Source organism: Bacillus sp. DX3.1 (assembly GCF_030292155.1).
Taxonomy (GTDB): Bacteria; Bacillota; Bacilli; order Bacillales; family Bacillaceae_G; genus Bacillus_A.
Window position 1 is genome coordinate 49,264 of the sequence record NZ_CP128160.1, and the last position, 25,524, is coordinate 74,787.

At 36.3% G+C, this 25,524-nt stretch carries 5 protein-coding genes and 18 pseudogenes; all 23 read left to right on the plus strand.

The features are described from left to right. Positions 1-22 precede the first annotated feature (22 nt). A pseudogene (locus QRE67_RS29005) lies at positions 23-430 on the plus strand (hypothetical protein); the annotation flags it as partial. Positions 431-535: 105 nt separating this feature from the next. Continuing rightward, positions 536-684: pseudogene (locus QRE67_RS29010) on the plus strand (type IV secretory system conjugative DNA transfer family protein); the annotation flags it as partial. A 743-nt stretch (positions 685-1,427) separates the two neighbouring features. Continuing rightward, positions 1,428-3,256: pseudogene (ltrA, locus tag QRE67_RS27415) on the plus strand (group II intron reverse transcriptase/maturase). A gap of 133 nt (positions 3,257-3,389) precedes the next feature. Then, a pseudogene (locus QRE67_RS27420) lies at positions 3,390-5,375 on the plus strand (VirD4-like conjugal transfer protein, CD1115 family); the annotation flags it as partial. Positions 5,376-5,445: 70 nt separating this feature from the next. After that, positions 5,446-5,653 (plus strand): annotated as a pseudogene (locus QRE67_RS27425) (hypothetical protein). A 23-nt stretch (positions 5,654-5,676) separates the two neighbouring features. After that, positions 5,677-8,394: pseudogene (locus QRE67_RS29015) on the plus strand (pLS20_p028 family conjugation system transmembrane protein). A gap of 16 nt (positions 8,395-8,410) precedes the next feature. Further along, positions 8,411-8,698, plus strand: a complete 288-nt coding sequence (locus tag QRE67_RS27440) for a DUF5592 family protein (RefSeq protein WP_286125616.1) — start codon at positions 8,411-8,413, stop codon at positions 8,696-8,698. Between the two features lie 14 nt (positions 8,699-8,712). Then, a pseudogene (locus tag QRE67_RS27445) lies at positions 8,713-9,527 on the plus strand (TraC-like domain-containing protein). Positions 9,528-9,545: 18 nt separating this feature from the next. Further along, a pseudogene (locus tag QRE67_RS27450) lies at positions 9,546-11,485 on the plus strand (VirB4 family type IV secretion system protein). A gap of 4 nt (positions 11,486-11,489) precedes the next feature. Next, positions 11,490-12,143: pseudogene (locus QRE67_RS27455) on the plus strand (lysozyme family protein); the annotation flags it as partial. A gap of 580 nt (positions 12,144-12,723) precedes the next feature. After that, positions 12,724-14,546 (plus strand): annotated as a pseudogene (locus tag QRE67_RS27465) (reverse transcriptase domain-containing protein). 111 nt (positions 14,547-14,657) lie between these two features. After that, positions 14,658-15,121 (plus strand): annotated as a pseudogene (locus tag QRE67_RS27470) (C40 family peptidase); the annotation flags it as partial. 28 nt (positions 15,122-15,149) lie between these two features. Beyond that, a complete protein-coding gene (locus tag QRE67_RS27475) occupies positions 15,150-15,326 on the plus strand; it encodes a hypothetical protein (RefSeq protein ID WP_286125618.1) in 177 nt (58 codons plus the stop codon). 108 nt (positions 15,327-15,434) lie between these two features. Continuing rightward, positions 15,435-16,011: pseudogene (locus QRE67_RS27480) on the plus strand (YddI family membrane protein). A 147-nt stretch (positions 16,012-16,158) separates the two neighbouring features. Next, positions 16,159-16,926 (plus strand): annotated as a pseudogene (locus QRE67_RS27485) (hypothetical protein). A gap of 258 nt (positions 16,927-17,184) precedes the next feature. After that, positions 17,185-17,444 (plus strand): annotated as a pseudogene (locus tag QRE67_RS27490) (hypothetical protein). Further along, positions 17,437-18,619 (plus strand): annotated as a pseudogene (gene mobP2 / locus QRE67_RS27495) (MobP2 family relaxase). The pseudogenes QRE67_RS27490 and mobP2 overlap by 8 nt, the downstream one beginning before the upstream one ends. Positions 18,620-18,622: 3 nt before the next feature. Next, a complete protein-coding gene (locus tag QRE67_RS27500) occupies positions 18,623-19,060 on the plus strand; it encodes a hypothetical protein (RefSeq protein WP_286125619.1) in 438 nt (145 codons plus the stop codon). A gap of 43 nt (positions 19,061-19,103) precedes the next feature. Further along, a complete protein-coding gene (locus QRE67_RS27505; protein ID WP_286125620.1) occupies positions 19,104-19,379 on the plus strand; it encodes a hypothetical protein in 276 nt (91 codons plus the stop codon). Positions 19,380-19,429: 50 nt separating this feature from the next. Further along, positions 19,430-21,197 (plus strand): annotated as a pseudogene (locus tag QRE67_RS27510) (LPD25 domain-containing protein); the annotation flags it as partial. Positions 21,198-22,552: 1,355 nt separating this feature from the next. Then, positions 22,553-22,690 carry a hypothetical protein gene (locus QRE67_RS27515; protein ID WP_286125621.1) on the plus strand — a complete coding sequence of 46 codons (138 nt, stop codon included), beginning with the start codon at positions 22,553-22,555 and terminating at the stop codon, positions 22,688-22,690. A 12-nt stretch (positions 22,691-22,702) separates the two neighbouring features. Then, a pseudogene (locus QRE67_RS27520) lies at positions 22,703-23,074 on the plus strand (toprim domain-containing protein); the annotation flags it as partial. A 595-nt stretch (positions 23,075-23,669) separates the two neighbouring features. Next, positions 23,670-25,476: pseudogene (locus QRE67_RS27525) on the plus strand (reverse transcriptase domain-containing protein). Positions 25,477-25,524: the final 48 nt, after the last annotated feature.

Here is a 25,524-nt window from a genome sequence, read left to right on the forward strand (position 1 = left end):
CCATGCATGATGAAAAAAACCAATGAAATACGTGTTAGCTGAAAAGAAAGTGCTCATTCCCATGAGCGCTTTTTTATTTATTGGGATCTTTTTAGTTTCAAATTTTCTATTGAATTTAGTTTTAGAACTCATTCGAACAACGTTCAATAATGTGCTAAAGCCAGAGCCTTTTCATATCGAGAGTGGATATTTATTTCAAATGCCAGTTTCAGAATATCCTATTTACTACATGATTGTTTTCCTTGTAGCGTGTGGCATTGTTGTAAAAACGGTATATAGCTTTAGATCATCTTTTAAAGATTTAAACAAAGATCAAAAAGGTTCAGGTCGTTTTTCTCCATTGGAAGAGTTAAAACAACAGTATCGAGCAATTCCAGACAAAACCGAAAGATATGCTGGAAAAGGCGGTATTGTCATTTCACGCTATGATACATTCTCCTGGGAAACGTTCCGAAATCAAATGCATACAGCATGGAAAGCACAATGGTATGACAAGTGGAAAGAATGGAGAATATTGACTAAAAGTTTGAAAGTGGGACGTTTGTTAATAGATGATGGTGCGGTCAATAACCTCATCATAGGAACAACACGTTCTGGTAAGGGGAAACCTTTGTATTTCCAACAATTGATGCCTACTCTCGTGCAGAAATAAAGCCAGCCCTAGTCACTAATGATCCAAAAGGTGGTACGACACGTTCCTAAGTGAAAAGCTTAGGCACTGTCGAACAACAGTTCAACAGTGAACTGTCATTCTGAAAAGTCAAATGATAGGGTAACGCCTTGAAGGGCTTTCTCTAAACCTTCGACATGCGACGAAGTTAGCAAGAACCAAATCGTATGAAGTTCGAAGAAGTCGGCTGAGAGCTACCGTAAATCGAAAAGATACGAAAGCTGTCCAGAGGTGGATGGTGTAGCCTATAGGCCGGGAGTCTATAAAACACTTATGGTTAGAATGTACAATAATGCAATACGAGCTTTGAATGTGCAGACGAATCTCCGATTGTACGGGTCTATAACGGGAGCATATCGAAAGGTATGCTGACACAATTAGTGTCGTTATTGTGGATTAGTAAAAGTCTCCTTTATGAACGTCCATATATTGTTACAGGCAATATCAAGATAACAGGCTTATAGGAGAAACCTAAAAGTGTATATGCACAGATAAGAATGACGGAACGTGGTAAGCTACCAACGCGGAGGGCTTGCTTCCGATGAAACGTTTCTAGGGAAAGTACGGATGATATTAGTCCGATATATAACCTAGATTTATGGTAGTGAAAGTGGTGGCACAGTACCGATGAAGCGTCTAACGAACGTGGAGGGATAGCCACTAGTCGATTGAAGACTGAACAGTTACCAACGGTTAGCATGGATTCGGGTAAGACTAAGAGATGTAGTGCTTCTTGCAAGAAAGGAGGCTACAGCCCATGTTGAAGAAAACCAAACTTAGACATAACGAATATTACGACATGCAATCTCAATATGACGAACTATATTCGCAAAGTCTCAATGGTAACAATTTCTATAAGTTAATGGACATTATTGGTTCAGAAGAAAATATTAGATTAGCATATAGAAACATCAAAACTAATAAGGGTAGTAAAACAGCTGGCGTAGACGGATTAACAATCAAAGACATTTGGCATCTGAATGACTCACAAATTATTAAGCAGGTCAGAAGCAGACTACAACGATATCGTCCTAACGCTGTTAGGAGAGTAAATATTCCTAAAGAGGGAAGTAACAAAACACGTCCCCTAGGTATCCCTACCATTTGGGATAGGTTAGTCCAACAAAGTATATTACAAGTCTTGGAACCTATCTGTGAAGCAAAATTCTATAACCATAGTTATGGATTTAGACCAAGCAGAAGTACACATCATGCCTTAAGTCGTATGGTTAGTCTTATGAATATATATCGCAACCATTACTGTGTAGATATTGATATCAAAGGATTCTTTGATAATGTCAATCATGGAAAACTCTTAAAGCAGATGTGGACACTGGGAATCAGAGATAAATCACTTCTATGTGTGATATCAAAAATTCTCAAATCTGAAATCCATGGGGAGGGAATTCCTACTAAAGGTACACCGCAAGGTGGTATTATTTCACCATTACTCTCCAATATCGTACTTAATGAACTGGATTGGTGGATTTGTAACCAATGGGAGAACTTTACTCCCAAGAATGCAAAATTGTCACCAGGATGGCTTGTGTGGGCACGTAAGAATAGAAATCTTAAAGGTGGACATATTGTGCGTTACGCAGACGATTTTAAAATAATGTGTAAATCATATACAGATGCAAAGAAATTCTATTATGCCACTGTTGATTTTCTCAAGAAGCGCCTTGGACTCGATGTAAACACAGAGAAATCTAAGGTTGTAAATCTCAAAAAGAATTCGTCTATCTTCTTAGGATTCAAGGTCAAACTAGTCCAACAAAAACAATCAAGACATGGGTATGTTGCCAAAACTAGTATGACAGATAAAGCCATACAAAAGACTAAACGAATCCTCAGGGACAAAATTAAAGAGATACAGAGAAACCCAACAGCGGAAGCTGTGATAAGATACAACACTACCCTTATTGGCATACAAAATTATTACAAATATGCTACCAAAATATACATTGATTTGACAGAGATTTGCTACACTCTTCTCAAATCCATCAAAAACAGACTTAGGGAGAATAGTAAGAAAATTTGTTTCAGTGAAACTCCTAAGAATTTTCAAAAGCGAGCCAAAGGCATTCTGCCTAATACCAAAATATATTCGGTTTGTAACATACCGTTACTCCCTATCACTGGTATGCACCATAAAAACCCATGGAATTTCTCTCAAAGTATTTGTAACTACACGGTTAAGGGAAGAAGTAAAATCCATGAAAATCTTAAAGCCATACCTCGGGACGTTCTTAAACAAGTTATGACTACCTATTCAAAAAATAGGAGCATCGAATATAACGACAATAGGATATCTAAATATGTCGCTCAATATGGAAAATGTTACGTAATTGGTGATGTTATTGGAATTGATAGAGTACATTGTCACCACGTAGTTCCCTTAACAAGGGAGGAACGGATACTTACAGTAATCTAGTCATTGTTGACTCATTCGTCCATAAATTAATTCACATGACCGACATAGTGAAGATAAAACACGTGCTTCTCTCGCTTAATTTTAACGAAAAATCACTAAACAAATTAAATAAACTTCGTACTAAGTCTGAAAACGAACCGATTACAATCTAGAATAACTTATAGTGTCAGTTGGAAACGATGGAACGCCGTATGATGGGAAACTATCGTGTACGGTGTGATGTGGGGAAAAGGTGTAGATAACTTCAAAGCCTTACCTATCACAATAAATCCTAGCAGCATCTAAAAAACACTAGAAGAAAGGGGATATCATATTGAGGTATTAAATTTAATTAATCCATTAGAATCCATGAGTTATAATCCTCTTCAGCTTATCAAGGATGCATATAAACAAGAGGACATAGCTTCAGCTCAAACATTATGTAATACACTTTCTTACTCCCTTTATTACAATCCAAATGTGAAAGATCCATTTTGGAATAATAGTGCGATGAGTTTATGTAATGCAATGATTTTAGCGATTACAGATAAATGCATTAAAGAGAAAACGGAAGAGAAAATTACAATGTATGCAGTAGCAAATATGTTGTCTGAATTAGGTTCAAAAGAGATTGTGATTAATGAAGAAGGAGAAACACAAAACGCATTAGATTTTTATTTTGAATCGCTTCCAGCAGATAGTGTAGCGAAAATGCAATACGCAACTTCTAACTTTGCGAAAGGTGGTAATACAAGAGGAAGTATCTTTAGTACAGCAATGAGTAAGCTATCAATCTTTACTTTTGATGGGATTGCGAAAATGACATCTCGTAATAGTGTGGACTTAAAACGAGTGGGATTTGGTAAAACACTTCAAGGAAAAGGTACTCCAAGAGTACGGGTGCAAATTATATTTCCAGATGATACAAAGGAAAGTGTAAAAACAGATACAGCTGGACGATTCGAATTAAACTTTAAACAAACCGTAAAAGAAGGTCAACAGATCCATGTGATAGAGAACGAAACGAATAAAAAAATGATTGTTTCCATAGCGCATATTGACAAGGATACAGGAGAAACAGAATTAAAAATAGTGAAAAAACAGGACGGATTACAAATTGATAAGGTCATTATTTTTGAAAAGCCGATTGCAATCTTTATGATTACACCAGATTATGACTCTTCCAATCATGTAATTGCATCCATTTTCGTACGGCAGTTGTATTTTGTGTTAGCAAAATACGCTGGTTTAGCGCGTGGGAATAAGTGTCATCGTGAAGTAGTGATGTTGTTAGATGAGTTTGGTAATATGCCAGCAATTGAAGATATGACCAATATTATTACAGTTTGTTTAGGGCGTAATATCCGCTTTAACTTAATTATTCAAGCTTTATCTCAATTGAAAGAAAAATATGGAGATGTGAGCAAAACAATTGTCGGGAACTGTGGGAATCAAATATATATTCAAACAGGTGATTTTGAAACAGCAAAAGACATATCAGAGAAGCTAGGAAACAAAACAATTCATTCTGTATCTCGAAGTGGAAAAGGATTGTCTACAGATAAAAGTAAAACAGAGAGTGTAGATGCTAGACCGTTGCTGACACCAAATGAATTAATGAGATTTCAAGAAGGAGAAAGTGCAGTTTTACGATTTATGAAGCGTAGGGATAATAAGCTTGAAAAAATTGTACCTCTTCCGATTTATAATAGAGGGAAAACAGAATTAAAGTATCGTTGGGAGTATTTGGGAGATGATTTTAACACCGATCAATCTATTTTAGATATTGATATTCGTTCGTTACACGAGTACGTAAATCCTAGAGATTTAATTGTTGATTTCTTTGAAGATGAGAAAAAAGCTGAAACTGAAGACATACCATCTGAACCGTCGAAAGAATCTTCTTCACCAACAGATACAGAAGGAAGTAAGCAAGAGGAACCATCAAATATGATGGGAATCGACGAAGATGTTGATGTAGGTCAAGAAATGAGTAAGCAAGAGGATAGCCCATTTGATGTACTTTCGATTGACAATTGGAAGTCGAAAACGGTAGTTGAGTTTTTTAACTCTGATTTAGCGATGTTAAATCTAGTTGGAAAGTTCTTTTTAGAACAGCTGGGAAAAACAATAGAAGAGGTGAAAAATCAAGTAATGGAAGAGTTTTATGAAGAATTTAAAATGTTAGCTCATAACGATCATATCGATAAAGGAATTTATCAAGCAGTTGAAGGCAAGATAAATAGAATTTTGAGTGATTTAGCTGAGAAGAAAGAGGCAATCAAAAGGTAAACAAAAAGTACTCAGACAATTGAGTGCTTTTTTCTTTGTCATGTAATCAAGAATAAAGGAGGAAGATCGAATGGGTATGAAGACAATAACGGATGAAATGCAGCAAATTTTAGACAGCTACTCACCGTATGTAACAGAAAATAATGAGGTGATTATTGGGTTGGAAGATGCTTTTCTTTTCCTTTCAGTGGATCGTGAAAAAAGGGGGATTGATTATAAGAATTGATCTCATTAATGAGCGGTTAGATTGGACGGTAAACGATGTGCTGGGAAAGTGAAAGATGAGTAAGGAGGGTAAATCGTGAAGGATGAAGAGATTTTAAAGGTACTAGAAGAGTTTTCGGACTTTCTCCAAATTGGTGATATCGTCAATTACGTGTTTCGATGGATTGGTTGGTTTTTAATTCTAGGTGTTTCATGGATTGTGGATGCGTTAGAGGACGTGACAGATGCAGTACTAGGAATTAAATTGTTTTTTAATTCCCCACAGATACAAGAATTTCTTAAAATGTTATACCCGGTTTTCGTAGTTCTTTTATCCATTTCATTCTTGTATATTGGCTACATGTTTATAATGAATAAAAAAATGAATCGATCTCAAATTGTAGTAAACATTTTTATTACGATGTGTGTACTTACTTTGCTAGGAACTGGCATGACAAAAGTTGATAAGTTTACAGATGATGCGATAGCAGTTGTGAAATCAGAGCAAAAGGCTCCATCAGTGATGAAATTATCAAGAAAAACATCATCGATATTGCATTAATAGATAGTAAAGGATGGAAAGAGAAAGAGAATCTGAATCCAAAAAATAATATCCCTGAAAAAATATTAGAAACATTGATATTACAGAAAAAATAGATGAAGATTTTGAATTTGCAAAGGATAAAGATTTATCAGAGAATGGTCAAAAAATTTTAAAAAATAAACGAGTGATGGATGGTCTAGGAGTAGCATCCCTTGCGGAATTACAAGATGGTTGGTTTGACTTCTTTCCAGAAAAGTATTATCGCTGGCACTGGAATTTTTGGTCGATGTTCATCACATTGTTAGTTACAGGTGTAACAATGTTATTAGTAAGTATTAAGCTTGCTAGATTGTTTTATGAGTTAACATTTAACTATCTTTTAGCGAATATTTTAGCCCCAGTAGATATTGCAAATGGGCAAAAGCTAAAACAGGTGTTAACGAACATTCTCAATATATTTGTGGTAACAATCATGATCTTTCTATCTTTGAAACTGTATATGCTCGGAACAGCGTTTATTCATGACAAATTAGATGGAGTACCTTATTTAATTGCATTAGCAGCATTTAGCATGGCAGTTCTAGATGGGCCCGTTATAGTTGAACGACTATTTGGTATTGATATTGGTCTGAAGAGTAGCTGGGCAATGTTAGCTGGTGGTGTCGCACTTGGTAAAGGAATAGGCAGCGCAGCAAACTCGAAACCAATGAAAGGGCTTGCTAATATGCTTGGAAAAGGTGCAGCAGGTGCAGCGCAAGGTGCTGGTGGTGCAGCCGCGAAAACGGCAAGTGCAGCAGCTATGGCTACAGGCGGTGCAGCTGGTATCTTAAATGGTTTGAGAAAAGGTAACGAGGATGGAAATAAAGAATCTTTGCAAGATCAAATGAAAAAAGCGGAACAAAAGAAAGCGCAAGGTAATGGCTTAGGAAATAAGGAAAAAGATAAATTAAATAATAAAGAAGATAAAAAGAATGGTGCAAACCCATCTGTTCAAGAACAAATGAAAAAGAAGGTAATGGGAAACCGGAAGGAACAAGTAATCAAGAAACAGGCACAACAAGTCTTCAAGATGAAATGAAGGATGCAGGAATAGCAAGTGAAGGAAGTTTAGTGTCAACAGGATCAGTAAACGAAGGAGGAGGCGAAGAAAGCTCAACACAAACAGGGACAGCAGGACAGGGAGGAAGTGAAGGCAGCTCAGTACCAACAGGAACAGTAAGAGAAGGAGGAAGCGAAGGAATCCCGGCAGCAACAGGAACAGTAAGCCAGGGAGCAAGTGAGGGAAGTTCAGTACCAGCAGGAACAGTAAGAGAAGAAGGAAATGAAAGAATCCCGGCAGCAACAGGAACAGTAAGCCAGGGAGCAAGTGAGGGAAGTTCAGTACCAGCAGGAACAGTAAGAGAAGGAGGAAATGAAAGAATCCCGGTAGCAGCCGGAACGGCAAGCCAGGGAGGAAATGAAGGAATCCCGGCAGCAACAGGAACAGTAAGCCAGGGAGCAAGTGAGGGAAGTTCAGTACCAGCAGGAACAGTAAGAGAAGGAGGAAATGAAAGAATCCCGGTAGCAGCCGGAACGGCAAGCCAGGGAGGAAATGAAGGAATCCCGGCAGCAACAGGAACAGTAAGCCAGGGAGCAAGTGAGGGAAGTTCAGTACCAGCAGGAACAGTAAGAGAAGAAGGAAATGAAAGAATCCCGGTAGCAGCTGGAACGGCAAGCCAGGGAGGAAGCGAAGGAATGCCAGTAGCAGTAGGAACAGTAAGGCAGGGAACAAGTGAAGGCAGTTCAACACCAGTCGAAAGTTACGGACCAGTAGCGAGCGGAAGTAGCCCGGCACCGGTGGAACAATCAAGACCAGTAGTAAATGAAGGCAGTTCAACACCAGTCGAAAGTTACAGACCAGTAGTGAGTGAAAGTAGCCCGGCACCAGCAGAAATGGTTACTGTAACGCATGGTAGCCCTAGAGGTACCTATGAAGTTGATAAAGAAGTGGCAGCAAGTACAAGTGATATACCAATGCCAGCTAATCGTGAGACACGGACGTTAGGACAATATGCAACCGATAAAATAAAGGGAAGCGTAACATCTACAAAAACATCGATAAAACAGACAGCTACAGAAGTGAAAGAAAAAATCACTAATTCTCATACGGTCAAGAATACAAAACGTTTTTATCAGATGGGTGAAAATACAGGCAAGAGTTGGAGAGATATTGTAAGTAAAAATAACAAAAAGAAAAATAAGCGTATCATTACGCTTATTTTTTATGCTTGAAAGGGAGGGCATACACATGAGAAGTTATCGAATTCCGAAAGAAATCACCACGGAATTACGTATCAATAAAGTGCTATATCTATTAGATTTCTTTTTATTAATCGCATTATTGGCTGTGACTATGATTCTTAGAAATTTCGTACATGATTCTTTACAAATTCCCTTTTGTATTTTTATGGGGATCATTGCAATTATCATGATTTGGAGACCTAGTACCAATCCTCAAAAACGAATGTACGAAGTACTTATTATCACAATCATGAGAAGAAAAGGTGCATATTGTGCAATTGATAAAGATCAATAAGGGAGGGGTCATACATGGCATTATTTAACGAAGAAGAGCTAGAACAACGGATACCAGAACAGAAGACAGCGGAAAAGGAAAAGCCAAAACACGAAAAAAGGCATTTCGTTTCAACGAGAAAGAAATAGAACAAGCTCCACCTAAACAGAAAGGGATTGTCAAAGTGGTAAAAGAAGAAATGCCAAAGTCAAAAACCAAGAAAAAGAAAGAAGATAAGAAAAAGCTTCACCAGAAAAGCCAATTTTGAAAAAGAAGAATCCTAAATTCCTAAGCTTCTTTACTAGAAAGAAGAAAGATGCACCACCTAAAGTCAAAAAAGCATTACAGAAATTATGGAGATTATAGATATGACTGAGGATGGAATTTTTGAATTGAAAAATGAAGAGTTCTTGGAGATCTTACAAGTAGAAGGTGACGATATGTACTCGAAAAATAGTGAAGAGCAAGCATTCGTCATATTTTCACACGCCTATTTTTATCAGGCATATAAACATGCGATTAAATTAATCTTCTTAAATTTTCCCTGTCAAACAACGGAACAACAAAAATATTTAGAAAAGAAAATTAAGGAGTGTAACAATCCCCTATATGAAAGGATCTTAGTCCAAAAATTAAAAGAACTAAAATTTTTAGAATGGGGGAGAACGAATCGTGAATCCTTCTTGTTTATTTATGGAGATAGTGAATTAATCGTGAAAGAGCGTGTTGATGCAGCCAAACGGTATATCAAGCGTTCTACTGAACTAATAGATGTAGATGAAGAAAAAAGTTAGAACTTCTTTTCAAATTGTTTAACCAAAACTCTAAATTAGGTACAAAGAGTGTATGAAAGTGAGGAGGATATAACGTGTTTGCATTCAAAAAGAAACAGAAAAAATCAAAAGAAGAAAAGCGAAAAGAACTGAAAATGAAAAAAGGTTACAACCCTTATTTATTAGCTAGAATCCAGCCACAAGGGGCGTGGATTTTAAAGAAAGTTTTGTTCGAACCGGCGATGGATATGGAACTTGCATACACATATATGATTATCCCACTGAAGTAAATGATTTCTGGCTAGAACAGATTATGAACATGCCAAACGTTATTACAACATTGGATGTAATGAGCGATAACCGAACTGAAGTCGTTGAATCTATCAATAAATCCATGAGTGAACAAAGTGTACGGCATGATACTGCGAAAGATAATATAGATCGTATCGATGCGAAAAATGAATTTCTGGAATTAGAGGCTCTATACACGGATATTAAACAAGGCGAAGTGATGAAACGAATTCACACACGTATTTATGTATCTTCGAAAACAATAGATGAATTAGAAAAACAAGTAAAAGAAATTATTGAAACATTAGAATCATACAACTTTAGAGGAGCAATCTTTTTAAATGAACAAGAATACGAGTGGGATGCATTAGTAACGAGTTTTGATGTACAAAAGAATTACGTAAACCGAAGAAAAGGAAAAGAAATTCCAGCTTTAAGTTTAGCCGGCGGCTGTCCATTTCATTTTTCTTATTTGCACGATCCATACGGCACATATTACGGAACAACAAGAACAAAAGGAAACGTCATTTTTGACATTTTCCATAAGGACCAACAAAGAAAAAGCTACAATGGGGTAATGATTGGGAAGCCTGGGGCTGGGAAATCAACGTTACTGAAAAAGAAAGCCGTTGATAATGCAAGTAAAGGACATTTTATTCGAATTTTTGATGTTGTGGAAGAGTTTAAAGATACAGTAGATGAATTAGGTGGGAAAACAATTGCTTTAGATGGTTCGCAAGGACAAATTAATCCGCTTCAGGTATATAAAACAGCTGAAAGTGAAGAGGTTAGTTTCATTCAGCATTTATCGAAACTTACAACCTTTTATCGTTTTATTGCACCAGAAGCGAAGGATGATGAGATTAAAGAGTATGAAAACTTACTTCGGAAATTATATATTCGTATGAGTTTATGGGATGAAAAAAGGGAGCTCAAAATGAAATTACGACGAAAAAACCGAAAGAGTATCCGATATTTACAAATTACTTAACATTTGTTCGTGATGAATTGTATGAAGACTTTAAAACAAAAAAACATCATGCGAATTTAGGTGAGAGTAGAAAAAATCGTTTAGAACTCATCGAATTAAATATAGTCAACTTAGTAGAAGCATATGCACAGTTATTTGATGGTCATTCTACAATTGAAGATTTCAAAAAGAACAAGTTGTATCTTTTTCCTTGCGGAATATTTCAAGCTTTAAACCGGAAGTGTTTCAAGCACAAATTTTTAATGTATTAAATTTACTTTGGGATGAAATGATTTCAAATGGTGCACCGCAATTAAAAGCATTTAATAAGAAGCAATTAAATTTTGAAGATGTTGTACGGTATTTCATCGTTATAGATGAAGCGCATCATATAGTTAATACGAAAAAGAAAGCCAACATGCATTGCGATTCTTAATTAAATTTAGCCGGGAAGATCGAAAATATTTTGCAGGTCTTTTATATGCAAGTCATAGTATTCGAGATTTTGTACCGGATGGATCATCACAAGAAATGGTGGATGAAATTAAGGTGTTATTTGAACTCACACAATACAAATTCATTATGCAACAAGATAATAATAGCTTAGATATGTTACGAAAGGTATTCGCCGGACAGTTAAGTGAAAGTGAAATTGCAGCGATCCCACATTTACCAACTGGTGATGTGATTCTAAGCATTGGGGCTGTGAAAAATATTCACTTCCATGTAGAAGTAACAGATGAAGAATTAATGTTATTTGGTGGAGGTGCTTAATACGATGCATCTCGTTTTAAAGTTAATACCAAAGAAATGGCTCATCACTTTAGGGTTAATCGTGATGGGTCTTTTTTCTTTTCTTTTACTTGGAGTAATCAGTGTTTTTATTGCAGCGATGGGAAGTGATACCGGAACAGACAGTGGTGATATTACGTATACAGGTGAAGGGCAAGTTGGGAATGTTTCACCAGAAGTTATGAAATGGGAACCCACAGTTCGGAAGTATGCGAAAGAGTTTGGAGTAGAGCCTTTTGTCGCCTTGATGCTTGCTCAAATGATGCAGGAGAGCGGCGGAAGGGGCAGCGATCCCATGCAAAGTTCTGAGGGGGCATATAACACGAAATATTGTAAAGACCCAAACTGTATTACAGATCCAGACTACAGCATTTGGGCTGGTGTACAAGAATTTAAACATTCGATAGAGCGAGCTGGCGTAACAAGTCCAGGAGACATGGATCGTATCAAAACAGCACTTCAGGCGTACAATTTCGGACCTGGTTTTTTTGATTTTATTACCGGAAATGGTGGCAAGTATACAAAAGAATTAGCAATTAAATTCTCACAACAAATGTATCAAAAGTTGAAGCACACAGGAAAATATCATTGCTTAAGACCAGAAGCAGTTCCATACCAGGCGTGCTATGGCGACTTTGTGCGCCCGTAAAGGGAGTAAGAGAACATGGTGATTGCAAACCATTAGGTCTTCCCTAAATGACCTAGCATCACTTGACTAACCTTGGAAGGAAACTGAAGGGGGACAACAGCATGTCAAGAAAGCCGTAAGTTGATTAATCATCAAATCACGACTGAACGGCAAGGTGTAAAGTATGGACAAGGATGAAAGCTAAACTGCTTGAACGATAGCACAAGGAAGGCTACCGTAACTCATTTCGGAAGATGTTTATATACGAAATGTGGTAGATGACGTAGCGATAAAGGTGTCATCGCTATGTATAGGGACATTTACCATCCGCCACTATACGTGGAAACGTGTGAAAGTCGCATCCGAAACCATATGTGCAAAGTCTCTTGTCTCCTAAACGGGGATTACCTAAGTTGGAATGCCGGAAGGCTATTGAGGATGACTTCAAGGCTCTGCTAAGAAGTGTGGCTCATGAATATCCAATAGGGTAACGGAGCCTTCGTAGTAGTCCGAACTGGGGAAAGCCCAGTGCATGGCGAAGGAAGGCAGTCTGTCAGCTTAAAAATGAAATTGGGGAGGTGCGAAAGGCATCATGCAAAGTCCAAAAGTAGTATTAAGCAACCTGCAAAAACAGAGTCAGAAGGAAGACTATAAATTCCGACGACTCTATCGAAATTTGTACAATCCAGAGTTTTATTTCACGGCGTATGACAATCTTAGTAAAAATGATGGAGCACTCACAATGGGTGTAGATGAACGTTCTATTGATGGATTTTAAATAGAAATTATTGAAGAACTTATAGAAACTCTTAAGCAACAGACATATCAACCGTTTCCATCAAAAAGAGTATATATCCCTAAGAAAAACGGAAAGAAAAGACCATTGGGTATACCTAGTTTTGCGGATAAATTGGTGCAAGAAGTTGTGAGAATGATATTGGAAGCGATATATGAACCAACGTTCTCCATATCATCACATGCTTATCGAAAAGGAAAAAGCTGTCACACGGCACTTCAAGAAATCCAAAGAACGTTTACTGGTAGCAAATGGTTTATTGAAGGGGATATTAAAGGGTTTTTTGATAACATAAATCATCATACTCTGATTGGCATCTTAAGAAGACGTATTGAAGATGAGGCATTTATTGAACTGATATGGAAATTTCTTCGTGCTGGATACATGGAAGAATGGAAATTTCATAATACCTTTAGCGGTGCACCGCAAGGTGGTATTATCAGTCCACTTCTTTCGAATATCTATTTAAACGAACTGGACCAATACATGATGGATTCTATACAAAAATTCAATCAAGGAAAAAAACGTAAGATAAATCCAGACTACGAACGAAAATATACTCAAATGAGAAAAGCGATTCGGAAGTATAAAATTGCATTAGAAAATGAACAAATGGGAGAAGCAGAGCAACAGCTAGAACAAGTTAAAGCGTTAAAGAAGGAATTACGCTCAATTCCATATAGCAATCCAATGGACTCAAATTATAAACGTCTTACTTATGTCAGATACGCTGATGATTTTCTAATCGGTGTGATTGGTTCAAAGTATGACGCTAGAAATATTAAGGAAACACTGACTGAGTATCTAATGGAGACACTTCAATTGGAATTGTCACAAGAGAAAACGCTTATTACCCATGCTTCCGAAAAACATGCAGGATTTCTCGGTTATAACATTCGTGTTTTTAGAGGAAGTGAACCTCGAAAAGATGCGATTGGCAGAGTATGTAGATACCTTAATGGAAAAGTTCAATTAAAAATGCCTCACGAAGCTTGGGTTAACAAGTTGAAGAAATACCAAGCTATCAAAATGAGTGCCGATGGCACATGGATGCCAAAAGATAGAGGATACTTCCTTCATAATGAAGATTTAGAGATTGTCGCTCAATATAACAGTGAAATAAGAGGGTTATACAACTATTATCGGCTAGCAGAAAACGTGAGTAATCATATGCATCGTTTTGCTTACTTTATGTATTACTCTATGCTGAAAACATTTGCATCTAAGTATAGAGTTCGGACGAAAGAGATTCGAAAACGATATGAGAAAAATAAGCGATTTACTGTCACATATAAAACATCTCGAGGAGAAAAACAAACTTATTTCATTGAACGTAGTTTTCCAAGAGAGAAAAGGTCAAAGAAGCGAATCTAGACCTAATTCCAGATACAAAATATGTGTTAAGTGAAACGAGACTTTCTGATCGAATCAAAGCAGAACGATGTGAATTGTGTGGGGAAACTAACACCATAATTCATATGCATCACGTAAAAAGGTTGAAAGACATTAAAAATAAGCCGAATAAATCCTTCCTAGAGAAACGTATGGTTTCAAGGAATCGTAAAACCATAGCGTTATGTAAGGAGTGCCACGTTAAAAGGCACAAAGGAGAAGTATAAGCAGGAGACAGATGGAGAGCCGGATACATTGAGAGATGTAAGTCCGGTTCGGGGAGGAGCATTTGGAAACCTATCACAGCAATGTGAAAAGGCGCTGGGTGCTTACTCTACTTGTACGTTGACGCGGTTTTGAAATATTATACGCCTGGTTCAGTCGTTTCAGGTGGAGATAAAGGTGGCAATAGTGGTTCAAAAGTTGCCGATGTTGGGCGTGTTTGGATTGGTCGTTCCACCTATGTTTTTGGTGGTGGTCGTAATCTAAATGATGTAGCAAGAGGTATTTTTGATTGCAGTAGTTTTGTCCGCTGGGCGTTTGAACAAACAGGAGTAAATGTTGGTCCAATCCATAGTGTAAGTACAGAAACTCTGAACAAAATAGGAACCAAAATTTCGCCAATGGAAATGAAAGCTGGCGACGTTATTTTCTTCGATACGTATAAAGGAGACGGTCACGTTGGAATTGTAATTGATAAAAATACCTTTATAGGCTGTCAAACAAACAAAGGTGTTTCCATTGAAGATTTAAATAATCCGTACTGGAAAAAGTCTTTTCTGGTCATGTAAGAAGGTTCTAAAAAATTAAAAAGTAAAGGGGAAATTAAAATGAAATTTATGAAAGCATCACTTGAAGAATTTAAAAATGAGAGCATCAAACCAGTAGATTATTTGATACAAAATGTAGATGATTCCAATTTTCTTGTGCATAGAGAAGTTAAAGAAAATGAGTTGCATGGTTATAAAAAAGAAGAAATATTTCAATATGAAGGTAAGTCTTTTTAGCGATAATAGCAAATTTTCCATCAGAAGAAGAAGCTATAGAAGGAATACACTCATACTGGAATGCTATTAAACAACTAAACATAATGGCAAAGTAAAGGAGGTATTGATATGAAAGATAAACGAAAAGTTTTGTTCATAGCGCTTGCGATTATAGTCGCAGGCGTTACGATTTTAAACGTCTATTTGAGTACAAAATCAATGAGTGATGGAAATGAAAAACAGTTAAAACTTTCAAATGAATTGTTAACAAAACAGAATGAAGATTTGAAAAAACGGCTCGATAAAGTACTTCCTTCGGCACAAGAACAACAAAGAAGAGAGTATTTATCGACAGTTGAAACGTTCATACAGTTATCCTTTCATCGAGAAAAAGAGGGGTATAACGAAAGGAAAGAACAAGCAAAAACATTATGAGTGAAGAGCTGTTACAACAATTTTATCCGACAGATAAATACGAACTTGGGGATACGTATAAAACAAAACCAACTGAAATGAAATTCTATTTACAAGAAAATGATCCAGATCAAGATGAAGTTCAGGTGTTAGCTGAATTTATAAATGTCACGACTGATCCATCACAAAATCGAGAAGAAAAAGTTAATAATGTATTACGAGTTACGGCAAAAAAGAAAAGGATACATGGCAAGTCAAGAATGTAGAAGAACTCAATATAAAAGTTTTATAACGAAAAAGGGCGAGGTGAGAATGTGTTAGGTGCTATCGGTAAAAAAACGAAAGAATGAATTTGAGACGGGATAAGTCATGGATCTATGGAGCAATTATTAGCTTTTTATTACTCGGTTTTTTCGCTTTCCTAACATCTAAAATTTACATGCCGAATAATGAAAAGCTATTTCATACAGAAACAAATAAAGTCGTAAAGTTGTCTGGTACAGGTAAGTTAATAGTGGAAAAAGAGAGTACAATCCACATAAAAATTTCATCGAAATTCGATTCCGGTTAGAAGGATATGAAGAAACAGATTTTATATTTAAAGCACAAGAAAAAACAAATCCGGGTGCTCAATTACCTGTCAAAGTATTGTATGAAGAAAATGGGAATTATGTGGTGGAAGTACAAAAATTATCTCCAAATTGGGGAGCTTTAGCGTTAGATATTTACAAAAAACAGCGAAATAGAACAAATGGATATTCGGAAATTCACGCAAGAACCTTCTGAATATGAAGAAGAAACTACGAGCAAGCAAAATCCAAATAAGCTCATCCAAACCGTTTTTACTGACCAAAGAAAAACAAAAGCAAATGATGAATTGTTGGCAAATGATAAGAAGTCATATGAACTAGATTTCATCGCAAGAGATAAGAAAGATTGGAATACAAAGATTGAAAACTATGGAAAAGCAATCAAGATGGAGGAAGAAAATGCGAAACAAACTGACCAAAAAATAAGAGATCTAAATGAGGAAACGAAGTACCAAACGGAAACTGAAAAGATGGAAACACAATCAAAGATCTCAGTTTTAGAATCTAGAATTAAAATGTCTGATAAGAACATAGAACTGTTTAAAGCGGAGCAAAAAAGCGCACGGGATAAGATCAAAAAGTTAGAGCAAAAGGCAACTGAAATTAATAAAAACTGAACAAAGTAGTGGGGACATAGTGGAGACAGTGGAGAAAAATAAGGGGACATGATAGGGACATTAGAAAAAATAGAGGGAAGTGATGGAGACATGAAAGGAATATAGAGGGACGTAATGGGGACATTTCTCTTCTTGCTGTGCCCTCATCGTTTTACTAGGCTTCGCCTAGTCCCACACCCTCGGTGGGGGCAAAAACCCCTTATGCTCTTCTCACTATTTTTGGTGCTCTACCCAGAATTTCAGAAAGGAGAGGAAATTGTGCATTTGAAAATTAGAGATATAGATCCGGTTGCAATCCAAAAGTTTGATGAGATGGCAAAGAAAAAAGGAACATCTAGACAAAAACTTTTAAAAGGAATAATCGAAATGGTAGCTTTTTACCAGAGCAATCGAAAAAAGAAATGGAGCTAGAAAACCTCATTCAAAAGAACATATATGTGATGAATGATTGTTACAATCAAATGCAAAAAATGAATCAGTTTATAGAAATGATGATGCAAGGTGATGGAAATGAATAATGCGGTAGCTGTTCAACCTTCAGTTACGCCTGGTGTTGTTTTGAAAACAAAATTTGTTCTACCAAGTAATGATGCGTTTCAAAATTATATCGAGTATGTAGATCGGGAAGAAGCAAAAAGTGAAGTGAAGTTAAATGAAAAAATGTTTTCGCTGTATCAAGACTATATGGGAACCCGGAAAAGACTTCCGCACTCTTTACGGAACACTCTAATCGTTTAACAGAAAGTGAAAAAGAGCTGTAAAGGAAATGTTTAAAACCGCTCATGAGAATGGAAGTATTATGTGGCAAGATGTCATTTCTTTTCACAATCCTTGGCTCGAAGAACAAGGGATTTACGATGCGAAAACGAAAACAGTTGATGAGAAAAACTAATGGATGTGACACGACTTGCGATGAAGGAAATGCAGAAACGAGAGGGCTTAGAAAAAGCTCTACCTGGTCGGCAGCCATTCATTACAATACAGGAAACGTTCATATTCATGTGGCAACTGTTGAGCCGTATCCCACAAGAGAACGTGGTAAGAGAAAGCCAAAAACACTTGATGCGATGAGAGGAAAAGTAGTCAATAATCTTCTAGATCGAAAACAAGAACAAAAACAAATCAATGATCTCATTCGAAGCAACATGGTAGGAAGTAAAAAAGAAGATTCTACATTTACCTGGCGTAATAACCACTTGAAACCACTGTTTCTTCAAATCTATAAACAGTTACCAGCCGATAAAAGACAATGGCAATATAGCTACAATACAATCCAGCCATTAAAGCCTGAAATTGATGAATTAAGTAGAAGGTACATTCAGCAGCATCATAAAAAGATTACGAAAAATTTATGAAAAATTTGGATAAGGAAGTCAAGGTTTTTAAAGAAGCGTATGGAGAGGGGAAATACGATAAGAAGCTGTATGAGAATTATAAGAAGAACAAAATTAACGATCTCTATAAAAGAATGGGGAACGCTTTTTACAAGAAATGAAGGCATACGATAAAGAACAAAAAGAATTCATCACACGAAAAAGTCAAAGCCGTATCAAAAATTTCAACAGAACGTATCCATTCAATATTCTATGAAAAAGTAGAACGTGCTTTTAAAAGTGAATATGAAAGTTGGAAAAATCAAAAACACTATGAACGCATGCAAAGAGACATCGAATATGAAAATGAGAGGGGTTAAAGCATGGAAAATGAAAAAGTAAGAATGAAATTATCATTGAATGAAAATATTCATCAGTATATTCAAGAGTATATGGATGAGAATAATATCGCATATCCTGGTGATGCAATATCAAAAATTTGTATGGAGCATCAAGCAGCCAAAAGTACTGAATGGTCGCTGAATTATATTACGGAAGTGGTATCAAAAAATTTACATGATGTTTTAAAAAATGAACTTACGAAGATCCGTCTTGGTTCTAATAATGCAGATAGAAATACACAAATATTAATTGAATTAATGAATGGATTACTCTTTCATCAAGGTGTACAAAATATTATTTCAACAGAAGTGGAAGAGATGGAAGGCGTAAAAACAGCGAAGCAAGTAGTGGGAAACCGAATCAGTCATTCGAGACAAAAACGATTGGATCATGAAGCAACTAAGAACAGTGTAACTTAAATTACATTGTTCTTTTTATAAAAAAATAGAGGAGGTTTATTGGATGTTATTTTTTAATGAAGATATGGTATTAGGGGTTATAAAATCAATTGGAGAAGGTGAAATCGTATTACTGGTAAAGAATGAGGAATTAACAATCCAGCTAACAGAAGAACAAGAAGATGAACTCACATTGCATGTGATGAATCAAGAGAATATGTTGCTTCCCATCAATGTAAAAACACATGAGCTGTTTTTTGATACAAGTGAAAAATGGAATGAGGAAGAGATGGAAGAACTACAGAAAGCAAGTGAAAGAGTAGGAGAAGGTCATGAGTAAAAATATAAAAAAAGTATCCAACAAAATCACCTGAAGAAAAGAAAGAAGCCATTCAAGCATTAACAAAAAAGATGGAAAAAGCGTAGAAGGTTATTTTCGTTCACCAGAAGATATGAAAGAATATCTTTCGTTTATGGCAAATTTTCATCAGTATTCCATTTCGAATATCTCACTCATACAAACGCAATTCCAAGGAGCCGCAGCTGTCGGCTCCTTTTCTTTTGGAAAGAAAAAGGTTTCTCTGTTCAAAAGGGTGAGAAGGGAATTCAGATCCTCGTTCCTAATCGAACGGTACCCAAGTTTAAAGATCAAGAAGGGAAATGGAAGTCAGTTAATAAGGCAAGTGAGGAAGAGAAAAAGAAGGTTGAAAAAGGCCAAATTGAAGTTCAACCAGGACGTCTTTATTTTTCAGTCGGAAATGTATTTGATATTTCGCAAACGAATGCTTCAGCAAAAGATTTACCTCATATTTTTCCGAATCGCTGGCTGGAAGGAAGCATAGAGGATTACAAGTCATTATACAAAGGTATGGAAGCCATTGCGGAAAAAAACGGTGTGAAGATCATTGAACCAAAAGAAGAACTTGGTGTTGCAAAAGGTGTGAGCTATACATTAACAAAAGAGGTTGCGCTCAATCCTCGGAATTCAGAATTGCAAAATGTAAAAACCTTACTTCATGAGTTAGCGCATGCAAAGCTTCATACAAAAGAGACACATATGAATTACACCGCACCAGAAAAAGAGTTTCAAGCTGAAATGACAGCCTACACAGTCGCTTCTTATTTTGGGATTGATACAAGCGAATACTCATTGGGTTACTTAGCAAACTGGACACAAGGTAGAGAGTTGAAAGATAAAACCCGGCTACTAAAAGAAGTACATGATACTTCAATGGAATTTATCGAAACAATTGAAAGTAATTTAAATAAAGAAAATGAAAAATCACATGAAAAAGAGGTGGAAGGTTTGGCAAAATCAGTGGATGAAAAGAACATTCTGTTAGTGCAATTTACGGGATTAAGTAATACAATGCAAGAGTTTGTTTCTGTTTCAGAATTAAAAGAAAGAGCATCCAGAGACACAGCATTTAGACCAATGGAGAATGCAGAACAATTACATGGTAAGGAATTTATAGATGCTTTTAACGAGTCCAATAAAGAAAGATTTGCAGCTCTAGATCAAAATGAGATTATCCGTCCAACGATGTTAATTCAGTGGTCTGAGAATGAAAATTTTAAAAGTAATGAATTGATTCCGTTTGGAGAAGCAAATGAAAAAATGACAGCAGCTATTACAAAAATTGAGGAAGCAAAAGGTGAGTATGTCGGTTATGACAAAACACGTTATCATATTGTGATTCCAAAAGAAGTAGATGAGTATTTTGGAAGAATGCAGTTAGTCAGTATGGATCGATTAGATCTCGGCGATGGTGCATATACATCTCCCTATCAACAAGTATTAAACGAAAAACCATTTTTATCAGATGAGGTGAAACAAGCGTTACGAGATGATGTAATAGAACATACGCCTATGAAACCAGCAGAGGACAAAATGATTTCCATGTCGAGACTGGACGGAATAAATTCTCCAGAGTATGAGTATATTTCTATTCGTGAATTAAAAGAAAGAGAAGCCAGAGAAGCAGGTTTAGTGTATGAAGAAGACGGCAGTGAAATAGAACCAGCGTATAAAACACCGCTAGTGACAATTGAAGCATGGCCAAATGCGAAAGATGAAAAAGTAGGAGTCATACATATGATGGATGCTGTTTCAAAAGATATACACCAGGTGCCAGTGTTACATCCAGATTCATCAAACCGTGATTTATTTGTGCCTCTAATGAGAGGAAATGGTGAACGTGGTAAGCTTCCTTTGGATATGATGTTGAATGAAAATTTATACGAAAAAGTCCAGCATTCTATTTTGGATGGGAAAGGGAATCAATCCTTTGTCGTACATCAAAAGGATGCAGATATGAAATTACATGAAATTGTGAGAACAGAGCGATATGGTGCTTTAATTGATAAAGAAAAGGAGCAAGAAAATCCAACGTTTAGTGAAAAAGAAGTGGCATTGTATAAAGAGGTGAAGAAAGAAGGATATGAGCCAATTGCTTCTATCGAACAACAACTTCAGCAACAAGATAAAAATGAACCTTCTCCACTAGAAAAGGATTTGAGTGCGAAATATGAAACGTATAAGCGTGCACAGCATCTTGAATCGCCCAACGATATTGATAGTATTGTGAATCGTGTAACGGCAGAAGAAGGTTATTATACAACAAAAGATGTATCCATCGACAAGGAACTCGTGAGCCAGGAATTTGTAACGAAATTAGAAAATAAAGTAGAAGAGAAATTGAGTAAAGAAGGAATCACACAAACCAATCCTCCCACTTCAATGTCCCAAGAACCATACAAAGAACAGTATAAAGAGCAAGTACTCGAAGGGATTGCTCCTTCAAAAGAAGAAGAGCGTTATAAAGACCAGTACAAAATTGCAGTGTTAGAGCTTTTAGGAATCGATAAGGAGAAGTCATCTGACAAAACGACAGATAAACCAGAAAAAGTATCCAATGAAGAGAAAAAGGAACCAGTGAAGCAAGAAGAAAAATCGTCAAAAAGTCGTGAGGATCGTGTGAAAGAAATGAAAGAATTTGAAAAAACACATTCCTTCACCGAAGTATATCAGTTAAAAAAAGAGGCTCTTCAAGAGATCAAAGAAATGAATCTTACAGATTCTCAAAGGGAAAAGTTATCAAAATTAGAAAAAGCCCTGGATACAGAAAAGCAAGAATACGACAAAAATAATAAGCAAGCATCTAACAAAGACCAGGGGAAAGGGGAAGATCAAAAGGAACAAAACAGCTTTTCAAAGGTATTCAATCGATTCAAAGGTGTAACAAAGAAAGCAAAAACGGAAGAACAGGAAATGGAGCGTTAAAAATATAGATTACGTATAGGAAAGAGGAAACCGTATGAGATTGATGCAAGCCAATCAAAAAGGATTTGAAGATAAAGTAGATTGAATCATTTTTTGTTACTCAATTGAGTGAACGAAAAATGATTTTTTTATTAGGAAAGATGAAAGAGAGCGAACCTAAACGCTCTCTTTCTTATTTTGAGAATGAAAGGAGCAAAAGGAATGGAAAACCTTGAAGCGAGGTTCATGTCATGAATGTATGGCTATTTGCAGGCTGTATGCTTCTTGTAGCGGTCTTGTTAAATTTATTATTACTGTTTGGTCATCAAGTAATTAAAAAGCTGAGAAGCAAGAAAATGAAGCGTCAGAATGAAATGATAGATCAATAGGAGGTTCCAATCATGGGGAAAACATTATTTATTGCGGAAAAACCGAAGGTAGCAGTTGAATTATTAAAATCACCTAGATTTAGAAACTCACAAAAACATACAGGTAGCAAGCCATATTATGGCTATTATGAAAATGAAAATTACATCATTAGCTGGTGCCGTGGACATTTGTTAGAGCTAAAGCATCCTGAAGAAATGGATGAAAGATACAAAGAATTTAAGTTTGAACACTTGCCTATTATTTTAGAGCCAGAATATAAAGCGAAACCAGAAATTATAGAACAGATTACTACATTAGTGGAGCTCTTAAAACGTTCAGATGTGGATCATGTGGTCAATTCTTGTGATGCCGATCGTGAAGGCGAACTGATTTACCGTGAAGTGCGCCCATACGGGCTTGTAGAGAATCTGTAATGACCAAACAGTGGGTGAAAGGTACAAAGGAAATACACCCATCATCAGCCAGCTTATCCGGATGGGAAACCCGAAGGGGAGCATAGCATGCTGGAAAAGCCATAAGTTGACTAGTTACCATGTCACGACTGAATGGCAAGATGAAAGGTTATGAATAAGGATGAAGGCTATACTGCTTGAATGACAGTCTGGCTGGGATAAAAATACCCATAACGGAATGGTAATTATATACGTTATGCAGTTCAACATTTGTACAGAGATATAGATGATAGGGAATTAAGGTAATTTCACGGTCTTAATTTGAAGTACCTCCGAACTGAGCACTTCCAATAAGGAAGATAGCAGGCGAACGTCACATCCGATATCATAACAAGTCTGTCTCTATAAGCACTAAATGGGGATTACCTAAGTTGGAGTGCCGTAATAGGCTATGACAGTTTCGTGTCTAAATATCCAATATGGTAACGGAAATTCCGTAGTAGTCAGAGCTAGGGAAAGCCTAGTACACGGCGAAGGGGATTAGCTTGTTTCGTTTAATAGAATCCAGGAAGGAGCGAGAGGCTCTATGAGAAATCCAGAAATTGTATTAAACAATCTAGTCCAAAAGTCCAGTACTATCAATTTTAAGTACGAAAGATTATATCGAAACCTTTATAACAAAGAATTTTTCCTACTTGCCTATGCACGTTTAGCTTCAAAAGAGGGAAATATGACGAAAGGAATCGATGATTCCACTATAGATGGCATGAGCATGGAAAAAATAGAAAGACTGATTGAACTCTTAAAATCAGAAAAATACCAACCCAAACCAGTAAGAAGAGTTTATATTCCTAAAGCGAATGGGAAGATGAGACCCTTAGGGATACCATCTTTTGAAGATAAACTCATACAAGAAATCGTAAGGATGATATTAGAAGCAATTTATGAAGGGATTTTTTCAAACCTATCTCATGGTTTTAGACCTAATAGAAGCTGCCATACAGCTCTTCAACAAATTAAAAGTACATTTGGTGGAACAAGATGGTTCATTGAAGGGGATATTTGTTCTTTCTTTGACAATATTCATCATCACACCCTTGTCACGCTTCTTAGAAAAAGGATACAAGATGAAAAATTTATCCGTCTCATTTGGAAGTTCTTACGTGCAGGTTATATGGAAGAGTGGCAATTTTATAAGACGTATAGCGGTACTCCTCAAGGAGGCGTTATAAGTCCAGTTTTATCAAACATATATCTACATGAACTAGACCGATATGTAGAACAATATATTCAAAATTTTAACAAGGGAAAACGACGAAAGACAAATCGAGAGTACAAAATCATAGACAGTAGGATATATAGACTTCGAAAAAGATGGAACTGTATCCAATAAAATCGCCAGAACGAATGGAGCTCTTACAATTAATCAAAGAACTCCAAGGAGAAATGAGGAAAATACCTTGTACAGATCCTCTTGATGAAGGTTTTAAACGTCTCACATACTGTCGGTATGCGGATGATTTTATCCTAGGGGTAAATGGTTCGAAAAAAGATGCGGAAGAAATTAAGTTAAAATTATCAAATTTCCTCCAAAAAGAACTCAAACTTGAACTATCGAATGAAAAAACATTAATTACTCATACTAGTAAATTTGCGACATTTTTAGGATATAAACTGACGATGTGTAAAGATGAGTCTATTACAAAAAATAATTTAGGAATTAAGAAAAGACATTACAGTCATAAATGTAAACTGTATGTACCGAAAGAAGTTTGGGTAGGCAAAATAAAGGAACTCGGTGTTTTAAAAATTGATAAAAATGGGGTTTGGAAACCAGTACACAGACCATATCTTCTACAACTTAGCGATATAGAAATAATAAGTATCTATAATGCGGAAATAAGAGGTCTCTATAATTATTACAAACTAGCAAACAATGTGAGCGTGTTATATAAGTTTATGTATTTTATGAAATATAGTCTTTACAAAACATTTGCGGCCAAATACAAAAAACAATGCGAAAAATAATCAAAAAGTATAGTCGTAACAAAATATTCATGGTCTCTTACGAGACAAAAGAAGGTACCAAATATAGAGCGCTCTATAATGAAGGATTTTCTAGGGAACTGAGACCAATGACGCAACAACGAATTGATACACTTCCCAATACAACGATGTACACATGTCGGACGGAATTAACACAGCGACTTCTTGCCAATCAATGTGAATGGTGCAAGGAGGAAGGTAAACCTGTCGAAGTGCACCATGTGCGAAAATTAAAAGATTTAAAAGGAAAGAGTAAATGGGAAGTAAAAATGATTGCTAGGAAGAGAAAAACAATGGTGTTGTGCAAGAAATGTCATCAAGATTTACATGCTGGTAGACTAGATTAACAAGTGGAGAGCCGTATACCTTGAGAGGGGTACGTACGGTTCGGAGGG